Annotated in this window: 21 protein-coding genes; 6 read left to right on the forward strand and 15 right to left on the reverse strand. The window is 74.3% G+C overall.

Annotated features, from left to right (window positions below; all coding sequences use genetic code 11):
- Positions 1–54: 54 nt before the first annotated feature.
- From UW392_RS02615 to UW392_RS02635, 5 genes are all read right to left on the reverse strand, one after another.
- Positions 55–558, reverse strand: a complete 504-nt coding sequence (locus tag UW392_RS02615) for a hypothetical protein (RefSeq protein WP_320773181.1) — start codon at positions 556–558, stop codon at positions 55–57.
- Positions 559–889: 331 nt separating this feature from the next.
- Complete coding sequence (locus UW392_RS02620; protein ID WP_320773182.1) at positions 890–1,351, reverse strand: hypothetical protein; 462 nt, start codon at positions 1,349–1,351, stop codon at positions 890–892.
- Between the two features lie 94 nt (positions 1,352–1,445).
- Positions 1,446–2,648 carry a helix-turn-helix transcriptional regulator gene (locus tag UW392_RS02625; RefSeq protein WP_320773183.1) on the reverse strand — a complete coding sequence of 401 codons (1,203 nt, stop codon included), beginning with the start codon at positions 2,646–2,648 and terminating at the stop codon, positions 1,446–1,448.
- A 134-nt stretch (positions 2,649–2,782) separates the two neighbouring features.
- Entirely contained in the window at positions 2,783–3,808 is a 1,026-nt protein-coding gene (locus UW392_RS02630; RefSeq protein ID WP_320773184.1) for a hemolysin family protein, read from the reverse strand.
- Positions 3,805–5,178 (reverse strand): hemolysin family protein, encoded by a 1,374-nt coding sequence (locus UW392_RS02635; protein WP_320773185.1) that lies wholly within the window; start codon positions 5,176–5,178, stop codon positions 3,805–3,807. Before UW392_RS02635 ends, UW392_RS02630 begins: the two co-directional genes overlap by 4 nt.
- Positions 5,179–5,493: 315 nt before the next feature.
- Between UW392_RS02635 and UW392_RS02640 the strand changes: the two genes are divergently transcribed.
- On the forward strand, positions 5,494–5,949 hold the full coding sequence (locus tag UW392_RS02640; RefSeq protein WP_320773186.1) for a TerB family tellurite resistance protein: 456 nt from the start codon (positions 5,494–5,496) through the stop codon (positions 5,947–5,949).
- A 26-nt stretch (positions 5,950–5,975) separates the two neighbouring features.
- Positions 5,976–6,209 (forward strand): twin-arginine translocase TatA/TatE family subunit, encoded by a 234-nt coding sequence (locus UW392_RS02645; protein ID WP_320773187.1) that lies wholly within the window; start codon positions 5,976–5,978, stop codon positions 6,207–6,209.
- Between the two features lie 74 nt (positions 6,210–6,283).
- Here the strand turns inward: UW392_RS02645 and UW392_RS02650 are convergent, their stop codons facing one another.
- On the reverse strand, positions 6,284–7,942 hold the full coding sequence (locus tag UW392_RS02650) for a penicillin-binding transpeptidase domain-containing protein (RefSeq protein ID WP_320773188.1): 1,659 nt from the start codon (positions 7,940–7,942) through the stop codon (positions 6,284–6,286).
- Positions 7,943–8,134: 192 nt separating this feature from the next.
- Here UW392_RS02650 and UW392_RS02655 point away from each other — a divergent pair, with 192 nt between their 5' ends.
- Together UW392_RS02655 and UW392_RS02660 are read left to right on the forward strand one after the other, a co-directional pair.
- Positions 8,135–9,073 (forward strand): LysR family transcriptional regulator, encoded by a 939-nt coding sequence (locus UW392_RS02655; RefSeq protein ID WP_320773189.1) that lies wholly within the window; start codon positions 8,135–8,137, stop codon positions 9,071–9,073.
- Entirely contained in the window at positions 9,070–9,957 is an 888-nt protein-coding gene (locus UW392_RS02660) for a serine hydrolase (RefSeq protein WP_320773190.1), read from the forward strand. The genes UW392_RS02655 and UW392_RS02660 overlap by 4 nt, the downstream gene beginning before the upstream one ends.
- An 85-nt stretch (positions 9,958–10,042) precedes the next feature.
- Here the strand turns inward: UW392_RS02660 and UW392_RS02665 are convergent, their stop codons facing one another.
- The gene (locus tag UW392_RS02665) at positions 10,043–11,656 is read right to left on the reverse strand and encodes a right-handed parallel beta-helix repeat-containing protein (RefSeq protein ID WP_320773191.1); all 1,614 of its coding nucleotides are present in this window, start codon (positions 11,654–11,656) and stop codon (positions 10,043–10,045) included.
- Positions 11,657–11,760: 104 nt separating this feature from the next.
- Between UW392_RS02665 and UW392_RS02670 the strand changes: the two genes are divergently transcribed.
- Positions 11,761–11,985, forward strand: a complete 225-nt coding sequence (locus UW392_RS02670; protein ID WP_320773192.1) for a hypothetical protein — start codon at positions 11,761–11,763, stop codon at positions 11,983–11,985.
- Between the two features lie 67 nt (positions 11,986–12,052).
- Here UW392_RS02670 and UW392_RS02675 read toward each other — a convergent pair whose 3' ends face one another.
- From UW392_RS02675 to UW392_RS02700, 6 genes are all read right to left on the reverse strand, one after another.
- Positions 12,053–13,723: a glycoside hydrolase family 13 protein gene (locus UW392_RS02675; protein ID WP_320773193.1), complete on the reverse strand. Its 1,671-nt coding sequence runs from the start codon at positions 13,721–13,723 to the stop codon at positions 12,053–12,055.
- Between the two features lie 164 nt (positions 13,724–13,887).
- Positions 13,888–14,871: a nucleoside hydrolase gene (locus UW392_RS02680; RefSeq protein WP_320773194.1), complete on the reverse strand. Its 984-nt coding sequence runs from the start codon at positions 14,869–14,871 to the stop codon at positions 13,888–13,890.
- A 135-nt stretch (positions 14,872–15,006) separates the two neighbouring features.
- Positions 15,007–15,882, reverse strand: coding sequence for an ANTAR domain-containing protein (locus UW392_RS02685; RefSeq protein ID WP_414495457.1), 876 nt, complete (start codon positions 15,880–15,882; stop codon positions 15,007–15,009).
- A gap of 86 nt (positions 15,883–15,968) precedes the next feature.
- The gene (locus UW392_RS02690; protein WP_320773204.1) at positions 15,969–16,721 is read right to left on the reverse strand and encodes a TIGR03943 family putative permease subunit; all 753 of its coding nucleotides are present in this window, start codon (positions 16,719–16,721) and stop codon (positions 15,969–15,971) included.
- On the reverse strand, positions 16,718–17,776 hold the full coding sequence (locus tag UW392_RS02695) for a permease (protein WP_414495459.1): 1,059 nt from the start codon (positions 17,774–17,776) through the stop codon (positions 16,718–16,720). Before UW392_RS02695 ends, UW392_RS02690 begins: the two co-directional genes overlap by 4 nt.
- A gap of 44 nt (positions 17,777–17,820) precedes the next feature.
- Complete coding sequence (locus tag UW392_RS02700; protein ID WP_320773205.1) at positions 17,821–19,164, reverse strand: helix-turn-helix domain-containing protein; 1,344 nt, start codon at positions 19,162–19,164, stop codon at positions 17,821–17,823.
- A 127-nt stretch (positions 19,165–19,291) separates the two neighbouring features.
- On the opposite strand from UW392_RS02700, the gene UW392_RS02705 reads away from it, so the two are divergent.
- Complete coding sequence (locus tag UW392_RS02705; protein ID WP_320773196.1) at positions 19,292–19,456, forward strand: hypothetical protein; 165 nt, start codon at positions 19,292–19,294, stop codon at positions 19,454–19,456.
- A 50-nt stretch (positions 19,457–19,506) separates the two neighbouring features.
- Here UW392_RS02705 and UW392_RS02710 read toward each other — a convergent pair whose 3' ends face one another.
- A complete protein-coding gene (locus tag UW392_RS02710) occupies positions 19,507–20,913 on the reverse strand; it encodes an extracellular solute-binding protein (RefSeq protein ID WP_320773197.1) in 1,407 nt (468 codons plus the stop codon).
- Positions 20,910–22,683, reverse strand: a 1,774-nt coding sequence (locus UW392_RS02715; RefSeq protein WP_320773198.1) for a substrate-binding domain-containing protein, incomplete at its 5' end; no start/stop codon positions are given. The genes UW392_RS02710 and UW392_RS02715, both read right to left, overlap by 4 nt.

Here is a 22,683-nt window from a genome sequence, read left to right on the forward strand (position 1 = left end):
GCGGGGCTTCGCAGCGGTTTCAGCCCCCGTGCCGGGGTCGCCCGCTCCTGAAACTCACCCTTCGCACCACCCGCGCAGCAGCTCCTCCTGCTCCTTCCGCCCCGGCTCGGCGTCCTCCGCCGACCGGTCCCGCCGCCAGGCGAGGAGGGCCGAGACGTCGGCGGTGCCGTCGGCGAACCGGCCCAGCAGGGTCCGCGACAGCTCGTACTCGTCCGGGGTGTGGATGCCGCCGTGCACGGCGGCGAGCGCGCTCACCTCGACGGCTCCGCCGTCACTCTCTATCGCCACGGTGAAGGCCGGGGGCTGCTCCCCGTCCCCGGTGGCGAGGACGACCAGCGCGTCGAACGCCAGGGAGGCCAGCCGCCGGGCACCCGACCGCACGGCGACGTCCCGCACGTCGAGCCCCCGTACCTCGTCCCAGCCCCAGAACGCCCCCTGCCCGCTGCCGACCGCCTCCACCCCGTCCTTCCCGAGCCGCACCCCCGGCCCCGCCCCGACGGGTTCGGCCCCCACGTACACGTGGTCATCGGTGATCCAGAACAGGCCGACCATGGTCATAGGGTGTCTCCCGGGGCTGCGACGTGGCTGTCTGCCGGGGAGGACGGCGAGCGGACACGGCCCGGTTGCGGGCCGGACCTCATACCCAGCCGAGACGTTGCCCTTCGGGGCCGACGTGCAGCCGCATGCGCCCGGCCGCCGGGCGCCCGGCCGCCCGCGCCCACGTCGCCCGTCGCGCCGGGGGTGTTGACGGAGCCGACCCACAGCACGCGCACGCCCTGTCGTCGGCAGTACAGCCAACAGACCCCGTTCATCCAGCCGTTGCCGTCGTCCGTCCGTGCGGCGAGCGGCCAGGTGTCACGCCAGGGGCGGGCGACGGCCGGGGTGAAGGTCACGCCGTGCGGGCCGCGTCCCTGACATGCAGGAATCCGCCTGCTCTCTCGATCTCGCGCGCCATGTCGTCGTACTCCTGCGCGACGGCGGAGATCATCGACCGACACGACGTGAGCACGGCTCCGGCCGTGCCGCTCGTGATGTACCCGACGGCGCGGTCGAGGCCGTCGCGCCCGCGAGGCGGCAGCAGGCCCGCGCGCTCCTCGATCACGTCCGTGATCTCCCAGCCGAACGCCTCGGCGTACCCGGTGCACTCGGTGCGCGGGCCGGTCAGCTCCGTACGAAGCGCTCCGCACAGGTAGATCACGCAGCGGAACCGTTCGACCTTCGCGGCCTCCGCCCACACGTCGGCCTCGCCCGGTGTGATGCCGGCCGCGATGTCGGCGAGCGCCTGACGGCGACGCCGGTCGCCCTCTGTGCGGCGGGGTCGCGTCCCGGGGCCGCTTTCCATGCTGTCCATGCATGAAGAGTGACGGATCGGTCACTCTCTGTGAAGTGATGAGTCGTACGACCGGAAGGGCTGGTCAGGCGGTGACTCCTACGCTCCGTATGAATCAGTTGATCAGCGGTACGCCGATCAATTCGCTGATGCTCCGTACACGTGCCGTGGATACCCGGGCGAGGCGCTTGCCGATGACGCCGGGCAGGGCCTGGTGCCTGACCCATTCCGGGGCGTCGAGGCCGACCTCGATGAGCGTGTCCCCGGCCTGGTCGTGGAGACCGGCGGCGCACTGGGCGAGGGCTACGTCGAGTTTGTAGCGGTTGCGGGCGAGTTTGGGCATGGTTGCGGGGAGCGTTGTCTGCGCGGCCAGTTGCAGCGCACGTCCGTGATCTCCGAGGGTGATGGCAATCCCGACAGCCTCGGTGTTCGCCGCGGTGGGCCCGAAGTGCGTGCCGTAGAGCGCCTCGTCTCGACCGAGCCTGGCAGCCGCCGCGTGTGCCTGCGACAGATAGTCGTCCGCGGTCACAGCGTCCCCCCGGCGTGAGGCAGCCACGGCCGCGGAGACCATCAGACGTCCGTACGCGAGCAATTGCGGGCGAGGAGATCTGCTGAACGACGGCTCGATCCGCAGCGCCGCCTGCTCGGCGACGGCGATGGCTTTGGGCACTCGGGCGCTGCGGAGATAGATCCAGGACAGCGTCGACTCCAAAAGGGCGCCGAGCACTTCGTCTCCCGAACTGTCCGCCAGGCGGCGCGCGGAAGTGAGGGCGCCCAGGGCGAGATCCCGCTGCCCCAGGAGCACGGCGGCTGAGGACGCGAACTGGTAAGTGCTCGCGAGTATCGAACCCAGCCGTTCGCGTTCGTGCCCCGTGGCCTGCGCGTGCCGAGCGCGTCCTTCGAGCAGTACCTTGGCGACCAGTTCGCTGAACGCGGCGTAGTCGCCCCGCCAGTACGACGCACATACGCGGTCGTGAGCAGCGGACAGTTCACCCAGGGTGCTTGGTTCCCCGATACCGTCCCACGCGCCGAGCGCACTGTCGTGAACCGCGTCCGACAGCCTTCGCACCGCGGCCCGCGTGTCCTGGTTCATCCCGCGCCGCGGCGCCTGCTGACCGAGTATCACGGACACGTCCGTGTTCAACGCGTTGGCCAGTTTGAGCAGGGAGCCGATCGACAGCTCCCCCCTGTCCTGCTCGGCCTTCTGGACCAGGGCCAGTGACAGCCCCGCCGCGTCGGCGAGACCCTGCTGGGTCAGATCGGAACCTCGGAGGTGCTTCAGACGCTTGCCGTTGGTCAGTTCTGCCCAGTCGCTCACGGTCACTCCAGGTGCGCTCGCTCAAGCTGGTCTGCTTTCGATGGTACGGGGCGCATTGCTCCGGGATTGCCCGTACGGAAAGGGGCCCGGCACGATCACCGTGCCGGGCCCCTCGGGCGGATCAGGACGGTACGTCAGCCCACCGGTTCCGCCGCCGGTCCCACCAGTTCCGTCAGGACGTCCTCCATCGTCACGAAGCCCAGGACCGTGCCCGTCTCGCCGGTGACGGCGGCCAGGTGGCTGCCCGTGGAGCGGAGGGCGGTCAGGGTGTCGTCGAGGGGGGTGTCGATGCGGACCTTGGTGACCGGGTGCAGGGCCGTCCTGGGGAACGGGCGGTCGCGGTCGGTCAGCCCCAGGGTGTCCTTGATGTGGAGGTAGCCGAGCAGCGTGCCGTTCGGGCCGGAGACCGGGAAGCGGGAGTAGCCCGCCTCGCCGCCCAGGCGTTCCAGTTCGGCCGGGGTGACGGTGTGCGGGACCGTCCGCATCCGCTGGAGCGGTACGAGGATCTCGCCGACCGGGCGGGTGCCCAGTTCCAGCGCGTCGCGCAGGCGTTCGCCGTCCGCCGGGTCGAGGAGGCCGGCCTCGCTCGCGTCGTCCACCATGCGGGCCAGCTGGTCGTCGGTGAAGACGGCCCCCACCTCGTCCTTCGGCTCCACCCGCAACAGCTTCAGCAGCGTGTTGGCGAAGGCGTTGATACCGAAGATGACCGGCTTCAGCGCGCGGGTCAGGGCGACCAGCGGCGGGCCCAGGACCATCGCGGTCGCCGCCGGGGCGGCCAGCGCGATGTTCTTCGGGATCATCTCGCCGATCAGCATGTGCAGATACGTGGCGAGGGTCAGGGCGATCGCGAAGGCGATGGGGTGGACGAGGGCGTGCGGGACGTGGACCGCCTCGAACGCCGGCTCCAGCAGGTGCGCGATGGCCGGTTCGGCGACCGCGCCCAGCACCAGCGAGGAGACGGTGATGCCGAGCTGGGCCGTGGCCATCAGCGCGGAGATGTGCTCCAGACCCCACAGCGTCATCCGGGCGCGCTTGTCGCCCTTCTGCGCGCGCGGCTCGATCTGGCTGCGGCGTACGGAGATCAGGGCGAACTCGCCGCCCACGAAGAACGCGTTGGTCACCAGCGTCAGGGCGCCGATCAGCAACTGGATCACAGTCATCGGGACACCTCCTGACCGGTACGGGCGGGTTCGTGGTCGGTGCCGTCCTGCGCGGGGACGGACGGCGGGGCCGGCGGAGCGGTGATCCGCAGCCGGTCGGCACGGTGGTGGTCGACGCCGAGGACGTCCAGCCGCCAGCCCTCCAGCTCGACGGTGTCACCCTTGACCGGGATACGGGTCAGCAGGGTGGCGACCAGGCCGGCCAGTGTCTCGTACGGGCCGTCCGGCGCGGTCAGGCCGATCGCGGCGAGTTGGTCGGTGCGGACCGAACCCTCCGCCTCCCAGGCGGCGCGGCCGTCGGTCTCGGGGGCGGCGGGCCGGAGGTCGGGGACCTCCACCGGGTCGTGCTCGTCGCGGACCTCGCCGACGACCTCCTCGACGATGTCCTCCACCGTGGCCACCCCGGCCGTACCGCCGTACTCGTCGATGACGACGGCCATCGTGCGGGTGGCGCGCATGCGCTCCAGAAGGCGGTCGGCGGGCAGGCTGTCGGGGACCAGGAGGGGGGCCGTGGCCAGGTCGGTGACCGGGGTGGCCGCGCGGCGGTCCGGCGCCAGGGCGAGGACGTCGCGGATGTGGACGGTGCCGACGACCTCGTCCAGGCTGTCGCGGTAGACCGGGAAGCGGGACAGGCCCGTGGCGTGCGACAGGTTGGCGGCGTCCGCGGCGGTGGCGTGCGCCTCCAGGGCCTTGACGTCGACACGCGGCGTCATCACGTTCTCCGCGGTCAGCTCGCTCAGGTGCAGGGTGCGTACGAACAGCTCGGCCGAGTCGGCCTCAAGGGCGCCCTCGGCGGCCGAGTGCTGGGCGAGCGCGACCAGCTCCTCCGGGCTGCGGGCGGACGCCAGCTCCTCGGCGGGCTCCAGGCCGAAACGGCGCACGACCCGGTTGGCCGTGTTGTTCAGGTGCGTGATGAACGGGCCGAACGCGGCGGTGAAGCCGCGCTGCGGCGTCGCCACCACCTTGGCCACGGCCAGCGGCCGGGAGATCGCCCAGTTCTTGGGCACCAGCTCGCCGACGACCATCAGGAAGACGGTCGAGACGGCCACACCGAGCACGGTCGCCACCGACGACGCGGCGCCGCCCAGGCCGGTCGCCTCCAGCGGGCCGCGCAGCAGCGCAGCGAGCGACGGCTCGGCGAGCATGCCGATGACCAGCGAGGTGACGGTGATGCCGAGCTGGGCGCCGGAGAGCTGCACGGTCAGCCGTCGTACGGCCTTCAGGGCGCCCTCGGCGCCGCGCTCACCGGCCTCGGTGGCGCGCTCCAGGTCACCGCGCTCGACGGTGGTCAGCGAGAACTCGGCCGCGACGAAGACGGCGCAGAGCAGGGTGAGGAGGATGGCCAGCAGGAGCAGCAGGACCTCGGTCACCGCGCCACCCCCGCTCGTACGAGGGCCGCGGTGCGTTCACCGCGGGCCGGGGCACGGCCGGTACTGGGAGGCTCCATTACGGAACGGGGCTCCTTCTACGGGTCTGACGGGGTCTGAGAGGGTACGAGGGGGTCTGACCCCCGTAACCCTCATGGTAAAGGAAGAGCAAAGCCACTGAGGAGGGTCGTGTGACGCTTCCCACCCTAGGGTTCTACTCACCTGTAGAGAACGGTCCGGCGGGTCCCACTTGTTCCCCGCTCACCGCCTTCCTCTCCCTGGTAACTTCTACATACCTGTAGAGAGTTTGGAGTGGTCATGGCCCTGTGGGACCGCCTGAAGGAATCCGCGTCGACGATGCAGACCCAGCTCGTGGCGAAGAAGAACGACCTGAAGAGCGGCGCCTTCCGCGACGCGAGCATGGCCATGTGCGCGCTGGTCGCCGCCGCCGACGGCACCGTAGACCCGAGCGAGCGGCAGCGCGTGGCGCAGCTCATCGGCACCAACGACGTCCTGCAGAACTTTCCCGCCGACGACCTGCGCCGCCGCTTCGAGCAGAACCTCGACAAGTTGACGGCCGACTTCGCGTTCGGCAAGGTCAGCGTGTTGCAGGAGATCGCCAAGGCGAAGAAGAAGCCCGCGGAGGCGCGGGCGGTGATCCAGATCGGCATCGTCATCGGCGGTGCCGACGGTGACTTCGACAAGGACGAGCAGGCCGTGGTGCGCGAGGCGTGCTACGCGCTCGACCTGCCGCCGCACGAGTTCGATCTCTGACCGATCCGACCCGACAGGGGGGCGCAGTGTTCGGACTGAGCGAGCTGGCGATCATCCTCATCGTCATCGCCGTCGTCGTGGGTGTGAAGAAGCTGCCGGAACTGACCCGCTCCGCGGGCAAGTCCGCGCGCATCCTCAAGGCCGAGGCGCGGGCGATGAAGGAGACCGAGCGGCCGGCGGCGGACGGCGCGGAGCGCCCGGAGGGGCCCCGCGTCATCCAGGGCGAGGCGGTCCGCAAGGACACCCCCGACGCCGGCTGACGAGCGGAGCGGGACGGCCGCGGCCCGGACCCCGAGGGGGTCCGGGCCGTACGCCGCTCCCGTCCTCCCCGGCCTCAGGCCGGGTCCTGCGGCATCGCCGACAGCAGGCTGTGCAGCACCGGTCCGGCCGAGCCGCCGCCGGTGACGCCCTCCTCGACGACACAGGCCACGGCGATGTTGCCGCGGTGGGCGACCATCCAGCCGTTGTTGTCCTGGTCGTCGGAGACCTCGGCGGTGCCGGTCTTCGCGCCGACCTCGCCGGGCAGGTCGGCCAGGGCCGTCGCGGTGCCCTCGGTGACGGTGGCCCGCATCAGCGAGCGCAGCTGCGTGACGACCCTCTGCGGCAGCTCCTCGGTCTCCGTGGTGTCCTCGTTGCCGGCCGTGACCGACGGCTGGTGGAACCGGCCGGACACCGCCGTCGCCGTCACCGACGCCATGATCAGCGGGTTGGCCTGGACCCGTCCCTGTCCGATCATCGAGGCGGCCTTCTCCGTCTCGTCCTGCGGAGCCGGCACCGCGCCGTCGTACGTCGGGACGCCCACGTGCCACTCCTGGCCGACGCCGAAGTACTTCTTCGCCACGTCGCCCAGCTCCCCGTCGTCCAGCTCGCCGCGCAGGGAGATGAAGGCGGTGTTGCACGAGTTGGTGAAGTCCTGCCGGAACGTGGCGCCCTTGATCTCGGACTCCTCCACGTTCTGGAACTTCTTGCCCACGGTCAGGTACTTCGGGCACTCCACGCCGTCCTCGGGCCCGACCGCGTCCTTCAGCAGCAGGGCGCTGCTGGTGACGATCTTCCAGGTGGAGCCGGGCGCGTAGGTGCCGGAGACGGCGCGGTTGAAACCGGACGCCGGGGAGTTGGCCATGGCGACGACCTCGCCGTCGTCGACGCGCAGGGCGACCAGCGCCGCGTTCTTGCCCTCGGCCTCGCCCAGCGCCTTCTCGGCGGCGGCCTGCCAGCCGGCGTCCAGGGTGGTGCGTACGGGCTCGTCGGACTTCGGCTCCGCGGACTCGTCCCCGAAGCTCGCCTCCGTGCGTTCGACGTCGCCGGTGGCGCGGTCGACGAGCTGCACCGCGCCGCGCGGACCGCCGTCCCCGCCGGTGCCGAGCTGCCCCATGACCGGGGCGAGGGAGGGGAAGTCCGCGGCGGCGAGGGTGCGGCCCGTGCGGTCGGTGACCTCGGGCGTCTTGGTCTCCTCGCGCTCCAGGCGGAACTTCTCCGTGTCGCTGAGCCGCGGGTGGATCACGGACAGCCGCCAGTCGACCTTCCAGGCGCCGTCCTGCTCGCGCAGCGGCAGCTCCGACGTGTACGTCCACGTGCCGAGGCCGGTCACGGGCATCTTCGCGGTGAACGGGACGGTGAGCGTGCCGTCCTCGGCCTCCTTCACCTTGGCGGACGGCGCCGCGGTGAGCTTCGGCCCGTCGATCTCCAGTCCGGCGGTGAAACTCTGGAGCACCTCCGCCGCCTCGTCGGGTCTGGTGGTGCGGTCGCCCGCCTGCGCCAGCCGGTCCGCGGACCAGTCGGCGAGGAAGCCGCGGGCCTGGGTGAGCGCCTCCGGGTCGGGTCCCTCGTCGCGGGCGAAGGGGCCGATGCCGGCGGCGTAGGAGCCGCCCGCGGCGACCGCCAGCACCACGGCGACCGCGACGGCCGCCCGCACGGCCTTCCGCGGCCTGCGGCGGGCGCGGGTGACGTCTCCGGTGGGCGGCGGGTAGGCCGGGTGGGGCGTGTGGGTCATGGGAGGGTTCCCTCTCTGTCCGTTTCGACGTCCGTCTCGACGTCCGTTCCGACGTCCGTTCCGACGTCCGTCTCGACCTGAGGAGGAGAGCAACACCGTCGCGCGGCTGTCCAACATGCGTATCGATGACCTGTCGATCAAAAAGGCATATGATCGCTGGTCGTGGACCTGGTGCGGCACCTGGAGTGCTTCGTGACTGTTGCAGAAGAGTCACACTTCGGCCGGGCCGCCGCGCGGCTCGGGATGGCGCAGCCGCCGCTGTCACAGCGCATCCAGCGGCTGGAGCGGGAGCTGGGCGTGCGCCTCTTCGAACGCAGCAGCCGCCGGGTGACCATCACCGAGGCGGGCACGCTGCTCCTCGCGGAGGCGCGGGAGGTGCTCGCCCGCTCCGAGTCGTTCCGGGCCGCCGCCCGCCGTATCCGGGACGGCGAGACCGGGCTGCTGCGGGCCGCGCTCACTCCCGACGTCCCCGGCGAGACCGTCGCCGCGCTGCTCGCGGAGTTCCGGGCCCGGCACGCCGGTCTCGAACTCGAACTGCACGAGCTGACCACCGCCCAGCAGCTCGCCGCCTTCGCCGCGCACGAACTGGACGTCGGCCTGCTGCACCACCCGTGCGACGTCACCGGCCTCGAACTGGGCCCGCTGCTCCGCCGCGACCTCGGCGTCCTGCTGCCGCCGGACAGCCCGCAGGCCCGGCTGGCCGAGGTGCCGCTCGCCGCGCTCACCGGCTACGACCTGGTCCTCTTCCCCCGCGACAGCGCGCCCGCCGTCTACGACGACCTGCTCACCGCCTGTGCCCGGGGCGGGTGGACGCCCGCGGCCGTACGGCACGGGCAGGGCACCAGCTTCGTCCGCGGTCTGGTGCTGTCCGCCGGGGCGGTCGCGCTCGGGCCCCGCGACATACGGCTCGCGTCCGCCGGGGAAGCGGACGCGGACCTCGTGTGGCGTCCGCTGGCCGGGGCGCCACTGGCCTGGCGGCACTCGGCGGCCTGGCCCCGGGGGCGCGGTGACACGGCCGTGGCGGCCTTCGCGGACGCCGCCACCCACGCGCTGCGCACGGTCGCGGGCGCCCGCCCCGAACAGACCGGCCGCCCCCTGCACCTGCGCCCGGCATCGGAGTTCTGGCTGTGACCGACACCCACACGGGCAGCGCCCCCGGCCGGGTCAGGGCCGCCTTCCACGACGCCGGGGTGACCGGGTGGCTGCACGCCGTCGACATCGACTCCGGGGCACAGGTCGAGGTGGGCGCGGACCAGCCGGTGTGCACGGCGAGTGTGCACAAGCTGCCGCTGCTGGTCGCCCTGCACGCGGAGGCCGCGGCGGGGCGCCTGGACCTGACCGAGCAGGTGGAGTGCCCGCCGGCCGGCCGCACCCCGGGGCCCACCGGGCTCGCGGCGATGCTCGACACCACCCGGCTGTCGCTGCGGGACGCCGCCTACCTGATGATGGCCGTCAGCGACAACACCGCCGCCGACCTGCTGCTCTCCCGGGTCGGCCTGGACGCCGTCAACCGCGCCACGGACCGGCACGGCATGACCCGGACCCGCGCCGTGCACGGCTTCGCGGAGATGCTGGCCACCATGCGCCAGGACGCCGGTCCCGACGGCACCCGCGCCCTGGCCGACCCGCACGTCATCACCCGGCTGCGGGCGCTGGACCCGGCCCGCGCCAACCACTCCACGCCGCGCGACATGACACGGCTGCTCGGCGCGGTGTGGCGGGACGAGACCGGGCCGGCCGAGCACGGCGCCGCGATGCGCCGCGTCATGGGCCTCCAGGTCTGGCCGCACCGGCTGGCCTCCGGCTTCCCCTTCGACGACGTGCACGTGGCCGGGAAGACCGGCAGCCTGCCGACGCTGCGCAACGAGGTCGGCGTCGTGGAGTACCCGGACGGCGGCCGGTACGCCGTCGCCGTCTTCACCCGCACCGCCCACACCGCGGCCGTCCTCCCGGCCGCCGACGCGGTGATCGGCACGGCGGCGCGCATCGCGGTGGACGCCCTGCGCACGCCGTAGCACCCGCCGTCGCACCGCCCCGTGCGGTCGGCCCGCCGTCGCACCGCCCCGTGCGGTCAGGCCGCCGTAGCACCGCCCCGTGCGGTCAGCCGTCGTTGTCCCGCCACCGGCCGCCCGCCGGGGGCGAGTCGAACCGGGTGGCGGAGGACGCGTTGCCGCCGAAGTCGTTGCCGGCGACCCGGCCGCCCGCCCAGACGGCCTCCCGGGTGATCCACAGGGCGTGGGTCTGGGTACGGGGGTGGCCGTCGTCGCGGACGCGGTTGCCGCGGACGCAGGGGTGGGCGACGGGCGCGGCGGCGGTGAGCCCGGCCCGGGGCGCGGGGGCCGCGGGCAGCCGGTACGCGGCGCCGTCGGCGGGGGCCGCGCCGTGCCACGCGGTGGCGGCTCCGGGACGTACCGGCGCCAGGGTCAGGACCGTCGCGGTGTTGTGCGTGACCACGGCGGTCCGGTCACCGGCCGTGACGTGCTTGCCGCGGTGGCCGTCCGGCGGCCAGTCGGCGCCGGTGTCGGTGAGGGAGAGCGGCCCGTAGCGCACGGCCGGTCCCTCGCCGGACGCGGCGGGCGCGGACCTGCGGCCGTTGTCGCGGACGCGGTTGCCGAGGAACGCCGGTTCGCGCAGGGGCGCGTCGACGCGGACGCCGTCCAGGGCGTTGCCGCGGATGTCGTTGGACTCCAGGACGATGTCGGTGGCCGGTTCCCGGTCGCCGCCGGCGAGGTTGTGCTGCCAGTAGCCGTACCGTCCGTTGCCGCTGACGCGGTTGCCGCGGAAGGCGTAGGGGCCGGGGGTGTTGCCGACGGCGACGCCGTCGCGGACGTTGCCGTCGATCAGGCAGCCGGTGACGGTGCCGCCGCGCCCGCCGATCCCGGTGGTGCCCTGCGCCGACACGTCGAACCCGGCGACGTGGTTGCCGAGCAGCGCGCACCCGGTGACGAGCAGCCCGTCGGCGCCCCAGTCGGAGAGGCCGTAGCGGTTGTCCTCGGCGTGGCAGGCGGTGACGCGGATGCCGCGCGGCGGGGTCCAGTCCTTCTGCTGGAGCTCGAAGAAGATGCCGTTCGTGCCGTTGCCGGTGGCGGTGCAGTCGGTGACCGCGAGCCGCTCGACGGAGCCCCAGCCGCCGACGCCGATCCCGATGCCGGCGCCGCCCATCATGGCGCCGGTGTCCTGCCGTCCGCACCGCTCGGCGAGGACGCCCTCGACGACGGTGTCCTGGAGGAAGTCGCAGCCGAATCCGGTGGCGGCGGTGTCGTGGATGTACAGGTCGGCGAACCGGGCCCGCCGCACGTACTGCAGGCCGAGCCCCTTGGCGAGCACCTCGTACTCCTCGGTGACCACCCCCGACCCGTCGATCTCGAAGTGCGCGAAGGTCAGGTCCGCGAGGTGCCGGCCGACCCCCGCGCCGTGCTGCGCGGCGGTGAACCAGGCCAGCGGCACGGGGGTGTCCGGCGCCCCGGGGTTGCACAGCACGAAGCAGGTGGCACCCCGTCCGGCGCCGATCAGGGAGACACCGCTGCGCCACACCACCGCCCGGTCCCGGACCACGTACCGCCCGGCGGGGACGTACACGGTGCGCGGCCGGCCGTCGGCGGCGTGGGCGTCACCGAGGGCGTCCACCAGCTTCTGCAGCGCCGGCCCGTCGTCGGCGAGGCCGTCCCCGGCCAGTCCGTGATCGCGGGCGTCGGCCGTCAGCGGCACAGTCATACGGGCACTCCTTCCGCCGACCCACCGGGTACCAGAGCCGCCCGTGCCTCAATCACCACGGCGGACGCCGGTTCGTCCGGCGCCCGCGTGGATACGCTCGCGGCATGAACGACTACACCTGCACCCACTGCGCGACCGTCGGTCTCGAAGAGGGGTTCATCGAGGACGCGGGGGAGCACTCCCGGGGGTACGCGCGGTGGATCGAGGGCGCGCTGGAGCGAGGGTTCCTCGGGGGTGCCAAGCGGATGGGCCGCACGAAGCGGCGGATAGCGGCGTTCCGCTGCCCGAAGTGCGGGCACCTGGAGCTGTTTGCCGCCGAGGAGGTGTAGCCCTGGAGCTGCTGTTCGCCGCCGAGGGTGTGTGGCCGGGCGCCCGCACGACGCCCGGCCGCCGCGCCTACAGAGCCAGCCACACCGTCGTGTCCGGGCCCAGCCGGCCGTCCTCCAGTGGCGCGCTCGCCAGCAGCGGCTCACCGGCCGGCAGGTCGACGGGGACGTCGGAGAGGTTGGTGACGCACCGCCACCGGTCCGAGCGGTCGAACCGCAGGACGCCGGGCGGCACGTCGTCGGACCAGGTGAGGGTCTCGCCGTCGAGCAGCTTGCGGCGCAGCCGCAGCGCCGTGCGGTACAGCTCCAGCGTGGAGCCCTCCACGCCGTCCTGCGCGGCCACGGCGTACGCCGCGAACGACGGCGGCTGCGGCAGCCACGCCCCGCCCGTGCCGAAGCCGTACGAGGGTCCCTCGGCCGTCCACGGCAGCGGCACCCGGCAGCCGTCGCGGCCCTTGCGGACGTGCCCGGTCTGCTCCCAGATCGGGTCCTGGAGCACCTCGGTGGGCAGGTCGGCCACCTCCGGCAGGCCCAGCTCCTCGCCCTGGTAGAGGTAGGCCGAGCCGGGCAGCGCCAGCATCAGCAGGTTGGCGGCGCGGGCCCGGCGCAGGCCGGCGGCCTCGTCGACGGCCGGGGCGGCGCCGCCGGACAGCAGCCAGGCGGCGGTGTCGGTGCCCGGCGGGAGCGCCAGCCGGGACGCGGGCCGCACCACGTCGTGGTTGGCCAGCACCCAGGTGGCGGAGGCGCCGGCCGCCGCGGCGTCGGCCAGCGAGCTCTCGATGACGCCGCGCAGCTCCTCCGCGTCCCAACCGGCTTGGAGATACTCGAAGTTGAACGCCTGGCCCAGCTCGTCGGGGCGGGCGTAGAGCGCGCGGCGGGCGCCCGGCACCCACGCCTCGGCGACCGCCATGCGGGGCGGGGTGTAGGCGTCGAGGATCTTGCGCCAGTCGCGGTAGACCTCGTGGACGTCGTCCCGGTCGTAGAAGGGGTGGGAGCCCGGGGGCAGCTCCGCCAGGGCGGCCTCCCCGCTCAGCTCGGGGGCGCCGAGGTCGCGCAGGGGTTCGGTGAGGTCCTTGACGAGGGCGTGCGCGACGTCGACGCGGAAGCCGTCGACACCGCGGTCCGACCAGAACCGCAGTGTGGTGCGGAAGTCGGCGCGGACCTGCTCGTTCTCCCAGTTCAGGTCGGGCTGTTCGGGGGCGAAGAGGTGCAGGTACCACTGCCCGTCGGGGACCCGCCGCCAGGCGCTGCCGCCGAAGACGGACTGCCAGTCGGTGGGCGGCAGTTCGCCCTGTCCGCCGCGGCCGTCCCGGAAGACGTACCGGTCCCGGGCGGCCGATCCGGGCCCCGCCTCCAGCGCCTCGCGGAACCAGGCGTGCCGGTGCGAGCTGTGGTTGGGGACCAGGTCGACGATGACCTTCAGGCCGAGGCGGTGGGCCTCGGCGGCCAGGGCGTCGAAGTCGTCGAGGGTGCCGAGGCGGGGGTCGACGTCCCGGTGGTCGTCGACGTCGTAGCCGCCGTCGGCCAGCTCCGAGGGGTAGAACGGGCTGAGCCACAGGGCGTCCACGCCGAGCGCGGCCAGATGGGTGAGGCGCTGGGTGATGCCCCGGAGGTCACCCAGCCCGTCCCCGTCGGCGTCGGCGAAGCTGCGCGGATAGATCTGGTAGATGACGGCCTGCCGCCACCAGTTGGGGTTCTGGGAGGAGAGGTCGGGGGTACCGGCGGTGGGGCGTGCGGTCACGCGGGCTCCTTCGCGGCGTGCGGACGGGTGACCTGAGTAGGTCTGTCCACATCGCCGGGAAAGTGAACCCCGCGTGCTCCCGTCCGCCCCCGGCCGTACCCGGCCTCCTCCGTCCGCGCCCGGCCGTCCCCGGCCTCCTCCGTCCGCGCCCGGCAGTCCAGGCGTCAGACGCCCTCGACCGCCTTCAGGTACAGCCGTACGTACCGCTCCACGTCCACGTCCAGGCCCACGTCGACCAGCGGCTGGTCGCGTTCGCCGTCGTGGATCTCGGACTCGCCGGGGCGGGGGCGGCGGTCGACGATCGTCTGGCCCCGGGACGGGCCGGGGGCGAGGGAGACCTCGACCGGCAGCAGGCGCGTGGTCAGGCCCGCGGGGTCGGCGACCGCGCAGACCGCGCCCGCGTCACCGAGGCCGCCGCCCGGGTCCGCCTCGTCGGTGGCCGGACCGCGGTGGGCGAGCAGCTCACCGGCGAGCCGGGTGCCGGGGTCGGCGCTCGCGCGCAGCCGCCGCACGTCCGCGCCGGGCACGATCACCCGCTGGAACACGTCCAGGCCGTACATGGTGATCGGCACCCCCGCGGTGAGCAGGACCGCCGCCGCCTCGGGGTCGTGCCAGACGTTGAACTCGGCGACCGGCGTCGCGTTGCCGGTGGCGACCGCGCCGCCCATGAAGACGATCCGCTCGATGTTGCGGGTCACCTCGGGGTGGGTGCGCAGCAGCAGCGCGATGTTGGTGGCGGGCGCCGTCGGGATCAGGGTGACCGGGCGCGGGGAGGCGAGGATCTCCCGGCGCAGCAGCGTCACGGCGTCGACGTCGACGGGGACCCGGGTCGGCGCGGGCAGTCCCAGGTCGCCCATGCCGTCCTCGCCGTGCACGTGCCGGGCGGTGCGCACGGCCTCGATCAGCGGGCGTTCGGCACCGCGGGCGACGGGGACGTCCCCGGCACCGGCGTGCTCCAGCACGGTCAGGGTGTTCCGTACGACGCCGTCCACGTCGGTGTTGCCCGCCACGCAGGTCACCGCCCGCAGGTCGATCCCGGGGTGCCGGACCGCCAGCAGCAGCGCCAGGGCGTCGTCGATACCGGTGTCGCAGTCGATGATCACCGGAACGGGTTGCGGCTGCGACGGCTGCTGCTGCTCGGTCGGCACGGCGGGGGCTCCTCGGCTGGTCGGCTGGTCGGCTGGTCGGTCCACGTCGTCCGGGGGGACGTACGGCTGCCGACCCTACGTGCCGCCGGCGGCGCAGCCGTCCAGGGCCCGCTGAGCAGAGACCCGGGGCCGCGCTCACGTGTCCGCGTCCAGGTTGCGGCGGTGGGATATCACGTCGTCCGCCGCCTCGCGGACCGTCCTGCCGCGCGCGAAGGCGTCACCGCGCAGGCGCGCCAGGGCCGCGTCGGAGTCGAGGCCGAGCTGCGCCATGATCATGCCGACCGCCTGGTGGACCTGGTCGTGGCCGGCGGCCAGGCCGTCCAGCCAGTCCTGACCGTCCAGCCGGTCCTGACCGTCCAGCCGGTCCTGACCGTCCAGCCGGTCCTGGCCATCCGGCCGGTTCTGGCCGTCCAGCCGGTCCTGGCCATCCGGCCGGTTCTGGCCGCAGGGGCGGCCGTCACCCGTGCCGCGCGGCAGCGACATCAGGGCCATCGTCATGACGCCGGCCACCAGCCGTGCCGTGGCCAGCTGGTCGCCGGTGAGGTCACCGGGGGTGTCCCGGTAGAGGTCGAGCGTGCCGACGCACATCGAGTCGCTGCCCAGCGGCAGCGCGTACACCGCGCGGACCCCCGCGGCCGCCGCCTCCTGCGCGAAGACCGGCCAGCGGTCCGCCCCCGCCCCGCCGGTCAGGTCACCGATCAGCACCGGGGCACCGATCCTGGCCGCGTCCACACACGGCCCCTCCCCCAGCGTCGCCTGGATCTCCGCCACCCGCCCGGCCCGCTCACCGCTCGCGCACAGCCGCACCGGCATGCCGTCGCTGCGCAGCGACGCGCTCGCCCCGGACAGCGGCAGCAGCCGCAGCACCACCTCGCAGAGCCGGGCCGGCACCTCGTCGGGCGGGGCGTCCCCGACCCCTTCGGCGATGAGATCGGCGACCCGCCCGCCTTCCGGGTCGGCGGGCCCTGTGGAGTCGTCGCTCGGCGACACGCCCACCGCCTCCTTCAGCACGCACGGAAGGCCACCTCGGCACCGCCCCGACTACCCGGCGCCGACCAGGTGAAACCGGTTCGGGACGGCGTACGTGTACGGTCCCGCTACCGCCGCTCGTACGGGTTCGCCGGCTCCTCCACCCGTGTCACGTCGGCCGCGTCCACGACCGGGGGCCACGCCTCGTCCGACCCCAGCTCCCCCTCGGGGTGCCAGGTGCCGGTGACCGTGACCCAGGTGCCGTCCGCGGGGGCGTCGGCCGCGGCGTCACCGCGCACCTCCGCCTTGCCGGTCGTCGCGTCGGCGGCGCAGCAGGTCACCAGCAGCCGGGTGACGTACCAGGTGCCGTCGTCGTCACGGGTGACGAAACCGGTCAGCCGGACGGTACGGCCCGTCAGCGACCGTTCGCTGTCGTAGACCGCGCGGGAGGCGAACTCCGCGAGCGTCAGCTCCACCGGGTCGGAATCCGGCAAGGCGGGGAAGGTGCCGACGCCCTGGGCGGCCCGCTGCTCCGCCTCCCGCTCGGCGCTGTACGTGCCGAGCGCGGGCGGCGGGAACAGCAGCAGCGCCAGCGCGGGGAGCGCGAGCAGCCAGGCGACCCGGGGACCGGCCGCACCGTGACTGTGCCCGTGCCCGTGCCCGTCGTCGTGATCCGGGTCGTCCCCGTCCCCGTCCCCGTCCGCGCGCCGTGCCGCCACCGCCGACGCCGCCGCCAGCAGCACCAGCACCGTCCCTGACACGATCAGGTACGGCCGCAGGCCCGCCTGCACGTACCGCAGGTAGAGGTCGCCGAAGAGCGAGATGCGCAGGACCGCCGCGCCCGTCAGCGCGAGCAGCACCGCCGCCCCGTACCGCCTCACAGCAGCCACCACCCCACCAGCGCACTGCTCGCCACGGCGACCACCCACGTCACCGGCGCGAACCGCACCGCGAACGCCCGGCCGAACGTCCCCGCCTGGAGCGCGATCAGCTTCAGGTCGACCATCGGACCGACCACCATGAACGCCAGCCGGGCCGTCGGCGAGAACCCGCTCAGCGAGGCCGCGACGAACGCGTCCGCCTCGCTGCACACGCACAGCACCACCGCGAGGACGGCGAGCAGCAGCACCGACAGCCACGCCGACCCGGTGAAGACGTCCAGTACGGAACGGGGGACGGCGATGTTGAAGGTGGCCGCCGCGCCCGCGCCGAGGACCAGGAACCCGCCCGCGTGCAGGAAGTCGTGGCGCAGCCCGGCGAGGAAGCCGCCGAGGCCGTACGCGACCTCACCGGTGGCGGGCCGCTCGGGCGGCCGCAGCCACTCGTCCCTGCCGAACCGGGCCCACAGCCAGCCCATCACCACCGCCGCCGCGAGCGAGGCGACCAGCCGGGCCGCGACCATCGCCGGCTGCCCGGGGAAGGCGATCGACGTCGCCACCAGCACCACCGGGTTGATCGCGGGCGCGGAGAGCAGGAACGCGAGGGCCGCCGCCGGGGCGACCCCGCGCCGTATCAGACTCCCCGCCACCGGCACCGAGGCGCACTCGCACCCCGGCAGGACGACGCCCGCCGCGCCCGCCACCGGCACCGCGAGCACCGGACTGCGGGGCAGCAGGCGGCTGAACACCCGGTCGGGCACGAACGCGGCGATCGCCGCCGACACCACCGTGCCCAGCAGCAGGAACGGCACGCCCTGGACGACGACGGCGGTGAACACCGTCCACCAGGCCGCGACCGCCGGGGTGTACAGGTCCAGGGCGACGACCGGTCCCAGTACCGAGACGACGGTCGCGACCGCGACCAGCGCCGCCCCGCCGACGACGGCGTACACCAGCGCGCGCAGCGCCAGGCGCACGGCGTCGCCCACCGTCCGCCGTCTCCTCGCATCCGCGCCGGCGCTCGCGCCCGCGTCCACGTCCGTCCCTGTGCTCCGCATCCGCTCCACCTCACCGGACGCGGCTGTGCGCGACCCCGGACTCCTCACAGAGGAGGCTGTGCGGGCGCCGGCCCGAGGGTCGTCGTGCCCGGCGCCGTCCGGTGGCCGAGCCCCGTCCGGTAGGCGTCCAGGGCGGCCTCCACCCGGCCGGTGCGCCGCAGCAGGTCGCCGAGGAGCCGGCACAGGTCGGCGAGGTCACCGGCGGCCCCCGCCCGCTCCAGCAGGCTGAGCGCCCGTACGTAGTGCTCCTCGGCGGCCTCGGTGTCCCGGGCGTCCTCGGCGATGATGCCGAGCAGCCGGTGCGCGGCGGCGGCGTGCACGGCGCCGCGCTCGGAGGACAGGTCGTCCAGGACCCCGCGCAGCAGCTTCGCCGCCTCCTCCGACCGGCCGCGCCGGTGCAGTACGTCGGCCAGTTCGACGGCGGCCTGGCTGCTGTAGAGGACGGCGCGCTTGGCCGACAGCATGTCCAGCGCCTGCCGCAGTTCGGTCTCGGCCTCCGCCAGGCGGCCGTTCTGCGCGTACACGTACCCGCGCATCCAGTGGCAGTTGGCCAGCTCGGTGCGGAGCTGGAGCGTGCGGTACAGCTCGGCCGCCTTGGCCAGCGAGGCGTCGGCCTCGGCGAGCCGGCCCTCGGCGAGCAGCGTGCGGGCCACGGACCGGTGCATGCGGGCGACCAGCGCCGGGTCGCCGGCCTGCGGGGCGAGCGCGAGGGCCAGTTCGGCGGCCTGCGCGGCGCGGGCGTGCGCGCCCATGTCCATGTAGGGGCCGATGGCGCTGGCGTAGAGGAGCAGCAGCGCGTCGGGGTGGTGCAGGCCGGAGCGGTTCAGCTCGTCGAGCGTGGTCTCCAGGAGGTAGACGGCGTACCGCAGTTCCCCGGCGAGGTAGTGGGCGAGGGCCCGGCCGCGCAGCGCCGGGACGCGGGCCGGCAGCGGGGCGTCGGCCAGGCAGTGCTCCGCGCGCTCGAAGTGTTCGCGGGCGGTGACCAGTTCGCCCTGTTCCACGGCGCACTCCCCGAGGCCGAGCAGCGCGGCGGCCGCCACCTCGGGCAGTCGGTGGGTCTCGGCCTCGGCGAGCAGTTCGGCGTAGCTCTCGGCGGCGGCCTCGGTGGCGCCGGTGGCCAGGGTGCGCTGCGCGCCGGTCAGCCGCAGCCGCAGATCGGTGGCGAGGTGCGGCGGCCGTCCGGTCACCAGCTCCTCGAAGTCGACGCCGAGCCGGCCGGCGATGTGCCGCAGCGCCTCGTCGGAGGGGCGGACGCGGCCCGCCTCCAGCGTCGAGACGTAGGCGGGTGTGTAGGCCGGTTCGGCCAGCTGTCTCTGGGTCAGGCCGCGGTCGACCCGCAGCCGCTGCACACGGCGTCCGATGACCACCGGATCGTCCCGGTCTCCCACTGCCAACTCCCCCTGTGCCCCTTGCCGTTCGGCTTCTCCGGCCCTAGGTTAAACCGAGCGTTAAGCGGGTTTAACCCAGCGCTGTAACCGTCCCCCGAACACCCTGGTCCGCCGGAGTGAGGTCACCGTGCTCGAACGCCCAGGCACCGCCGAGCGCTGGTTCCGGGCTGTCGCCGCGGCGGTGGTCGCCACGGCGTGCCTGCTGCTGGCCGCGAACACGACGGGCCGGGCCCCGGCGACGGAACACCCGACGGTACCCGCAGGACCGACCGTCCCGGCGACCGCGGGGTAGTCCGCGGTCGCCGGTCGGTCCGCGGTCGCCGGTCAGTCCGCGGTCGCCGGTCAGTCCGGCAGTGCCCGTCTGAGCGCCTTGTCCAGAGATTTCGCCAGCTCGGCGTCGTCCGGCGGGTCGGCGCCGAGGAGCGGTCCGAGTCCGGCGGTGAAGGTCTGGGTGAAGGCCCCGTACAGCGGGGTGCGCGGCCGGTGGACCGCGGCGCGCAGGGCGGGGAGCAGGACGGTACGGGCGTAGGCGGGCCGCTCTGCGGCGTCCCGGGGCATCCGGTCGGGCCGCTCCCCGCTGGGCGCGGCCGACGGCGTCCCCGCGGTCGCCACCGGACACCGCACCGTGTCCTTCTCGTACGCCGAGACGCGCGTCGCCGCGAACCCCGCGTCCAGCAGACAGCGCTCGCTCTCCTCGCCGGTGAGGAACTCGATCAGGTCGGTCGCCTTGGCCGCCCGCCGGGACCCGGCCGTGACCGCGAGGTTCTGCCCGCCGAGCACCGCGCGGCCCGGCAGCGCCGTCACCCCGATCTGCTCCGCGGAGAAGTCCTGGTGCAGGGTGCGGTACACCCACGGCCAGTGCCGCAGGAACGTCGTCCGGCCGTCGGTGAAGTCGGTCAGGGACTCCGCCTCGTCGGACTCCGCCGCCTCGGGGAGGAGGTAGGGCCGGCCGGTGCGGCGGCCCAGCTCGGCGACGCCCCGGGTCAGCTCCTCGACGGTCGCCGTGTAGCGGCCCTCGTCGTCGGTGAGGGCGAAGTCGTCCGCGGTGGACGCGAACGCCTCGACGGCGTTGACCGTACGGCCCTCGTAGGCGTCGAGCTGAGTCGTCCAGCCCTTCTCGTAGCCCGCTATCTTCTGCTCGTCCAGGACGTCGATCAGGCCCTCCAGGTCCTTCCAGTCGGTGACGTCGGCGAGGTCGGTGGAGGTCATGCCGGCCTCGGCGAGGTGGTCGCGCCGGTAGTACAACAGCCCGACGTCGCTGTTGAACGGCGCCGCGTACACCTCGCCGTCCCAGCGCGCCGTCCCGGCCACGGAGTCGATGACGTCGTCGTCCACGAGGGACGCGGGCAGCGGTCGCACCAGCCCGGCGGCGGCGAACTCCGGCACCCACGTCACGTCCAGGTTGACCACGTCGTAAGCGGCGCTGCCGGACTGCAGGGCGCCGAGCAGCTGGCCGCGCTGCTCGTCGGCGCTGCCGGGCAGCTCCACGAGCCGGGCGCGGTACTCGCCGCCCTCCTTCTCCTGCCGCTCGTTCCACGCGTCGATGAGCCGCCGCCGTACGCCGTTCTGCCCGGTGACGTCCCGGCCGCTGGCGACGACGATGGGACCGGGCACGTCCTCGGAGGGCGCCGGTCCCGTCCCCTCCCCGCCGCCGGTGCAGGCGGCGGCCAGCGCCAGCAGCAGCGCGAACACGACGGCCCGCGGGCCCCGGCTCGTCCCGCCTCGGAGCGCCGCTCCCCGGTCCCTCATTCCTCCCCCGTTCCGGTGCGCGCGACCTCGTCGTGTAGGGCGGAGCCCGGGTCGTCGGCGGCGTCCAGGCAGCGCCCGCCGCTCGCCTCGGCGATCCGCGCGTCCGGCCGGTCCGGGTCGCAGCCGCCGCCGGCCAGGGACACCGTCGTCACCGGCACCTCGGCGGCGCGGGCCGCCGCGAGGACGTCGTCGAGCCGGTCCCCGGTCAGCCGGCCGGCGTCCTCGTCGTCGGTGACGTGGACGATCAGCGCGGGCCGCTCCTCGTCGGCGGCGCGCCGCTCCATGTCGTCGACGGCGGCGAGCAGCGCCCGGTACGGGTCGGCCTCGGCCGCGTGGATCACCGCGGACCGGCCGAGGGTCCGCCCGGCGTCCGCCGCCTTGTGCGGACCGAACGGCAGCAGGGTGTCGTACGGGTCGTCGCCGGAGCCGTACACCGCCCACACCCCGTACTCGTCCTGCTCGCCGAGGCCGCCCAGCGACCGTGCGACCAGGCCGGGGGCGCCGCTGGGCCCCTCCCACACATCGCCCATCGAGCGCGAGCTGTCCAGCAGGAACAGCACCCTGCCTGGTCCTTCGACCCCCTGGTAGCCCGCCAGCGCCGCCTCCATCGCGTCCCGTCCGGCCGGTTCGATCAGCGGCGACGGGTCCGCCAGCACGCCGTACGCCCGGTCCTCGTCCAGCAGCGCCCGGTTGCCGGCCGCCTCCCGGAACCCGGCCTCGGCGAACACCGCCTCGCCGCCCTTCCCGGTCAGCCAGCGGTGGAAGCCCGCCACGGCGGCGTCCCGCCGCTCGGCGTCCCGGTCCGCGTCCTGCCAGCGCACCCGCACGAAGACCGGTTCGAGGCCGGGCACGTCCCCCGGGTACTGCGCCATGCGCGGGGTGCGGCGCGCGGGCTCGCAGCCGACGCCGCTCCTCATCAGGAACTCCGGGACGAGGGCGGCGGTCCGGTCGTCCACGGCGTCGTCCTCGGGCAGGTCGCAGAGCAGCTCGGCCGCGGTCGGGGACGGCGGACCCGGCTGGGCGACGCGCCGCTCGGCCCGCGCGGGGTCCCCGGCGGCGGTACCGGTGTGCGTGCCGTAGAGGCCGATCGCCGCGAGCAGCCCGGTATCGGCGAACTCCGGGTCCGGGCGGCGTACCTCGGCGTCGGGCTCGCGGGCACGCAGGGCGTCGATCATCTGGTTGAGTCCGACGGCGACCCGCTCCTCCTGCGACTCGGCGGCCAGTTCCTGCGGGACGGCGAGGACCACCGGGGAGTACGCGAAGGCCTCCCGGTCGGGTTCGAGCGCGGCGACGGCGTCGGTGTCCTGGCCGTCGGCGACCCGGGCGGCGTCGGCGGGGGAACCCGGTATCCAGATGTCGGGCTGCGGGCCCACGTCGCGCTGCGGGTTGGGCTCGTCGCCGGGCTCCTGCCAGGCGATCGTCTGCCGGCGCAGCGCGGTGACGGCGTCGGAGGTGCCCGCGCTGTAGACGGTGAGCCCGGCGCGGCGGCAGCCGTCCGCCGTGGTGTTGGCCCCGGAGGTGAGGTAGGCGTCGGCGGCGGCGCGCACGGTCTCCTCCAGGTCGGGGTCGGTGAGCACCCGCAGCTCCGGGGGCGGGCCGCACGGCGTTGTGCCGGTGCCCGGGGTGAACAACCGGTGGGCGCCGACGCCCGCGGCGGCCAGGACGGCCAGCGCGGCGCCGACGGCCACCGCCCGGCGGGCACCGGAGGTCCGGCGGGCGCGGCGCGACAGCGCGGTGACCACCGCGGCGACCGCCGTCAGCGCGGTCGCC

This window comes from Streptomyces sp. CRN 30 (assembly GCF_034105845.1).

Coding starts and splice junctions, on each gene's coding strand:
- UW392_RS02615 (WP_320773181.1), bottom strand. CDS start 558: ATGACCATGGTCGGCCTGTTCTGGATCACCGATGACCACGTGTACGTG.
- UW392_RS02620 (WP_320773182.1), bottom strand. CDS start 1,351: ATGGACAGCATGGAAAGCGGCCCCGGGACGCGACCCCGCCGCACAGAG.
- UW392_RS02630 (WP_320773184.1), bottom strand. CDS start 3,808: ATGACTGTGATCCAGTTGCTGATCGGCGCCCTGACGCTGGTGACCAAC.
- UW392_RS02640 (WP_320773186.1), top strand. CDS start 5,494: ATGGCCCTGTGGGACCGCCTGAAGGAATCCGCGTCGACGATGCAGACC.
- UW392_RS02650 (WP_320773188.1), bottom strand. CDS start 7,942: ATGACCCACACGCCCCACCCGGCCTACCCGCCGCCCACCGGAGACGTC.
- UW392_RS02665 (WP_320773191.1), bottom strand. CDS start 11,656: ATGACTGTGCCGCTGACGGCCGACGCCCGCGATCACGGACTGGCCGGG.
- UW392_RS02670 (WP_320773192.1), top strand. CDS start 11,761: ATGAACGACTACACCTGCACCCACTGCGCGACCGTCGGTCTCGAAGAG.
- UW392_RS02695 (WP_414495459.1), bottom strand. CDS start 17,776: ATGCGGAGCACAGGGACGGACGTGGACGCGGGCGCGAGCGCCGGCGCG.
- UW392_RS02710 (WP_320773197.1), bottom strand. CDS start 20,913: ATGAGGGACCGGGGAGCGGCGCTCCGAGGCGGGACGAGCCGGGGCCCG.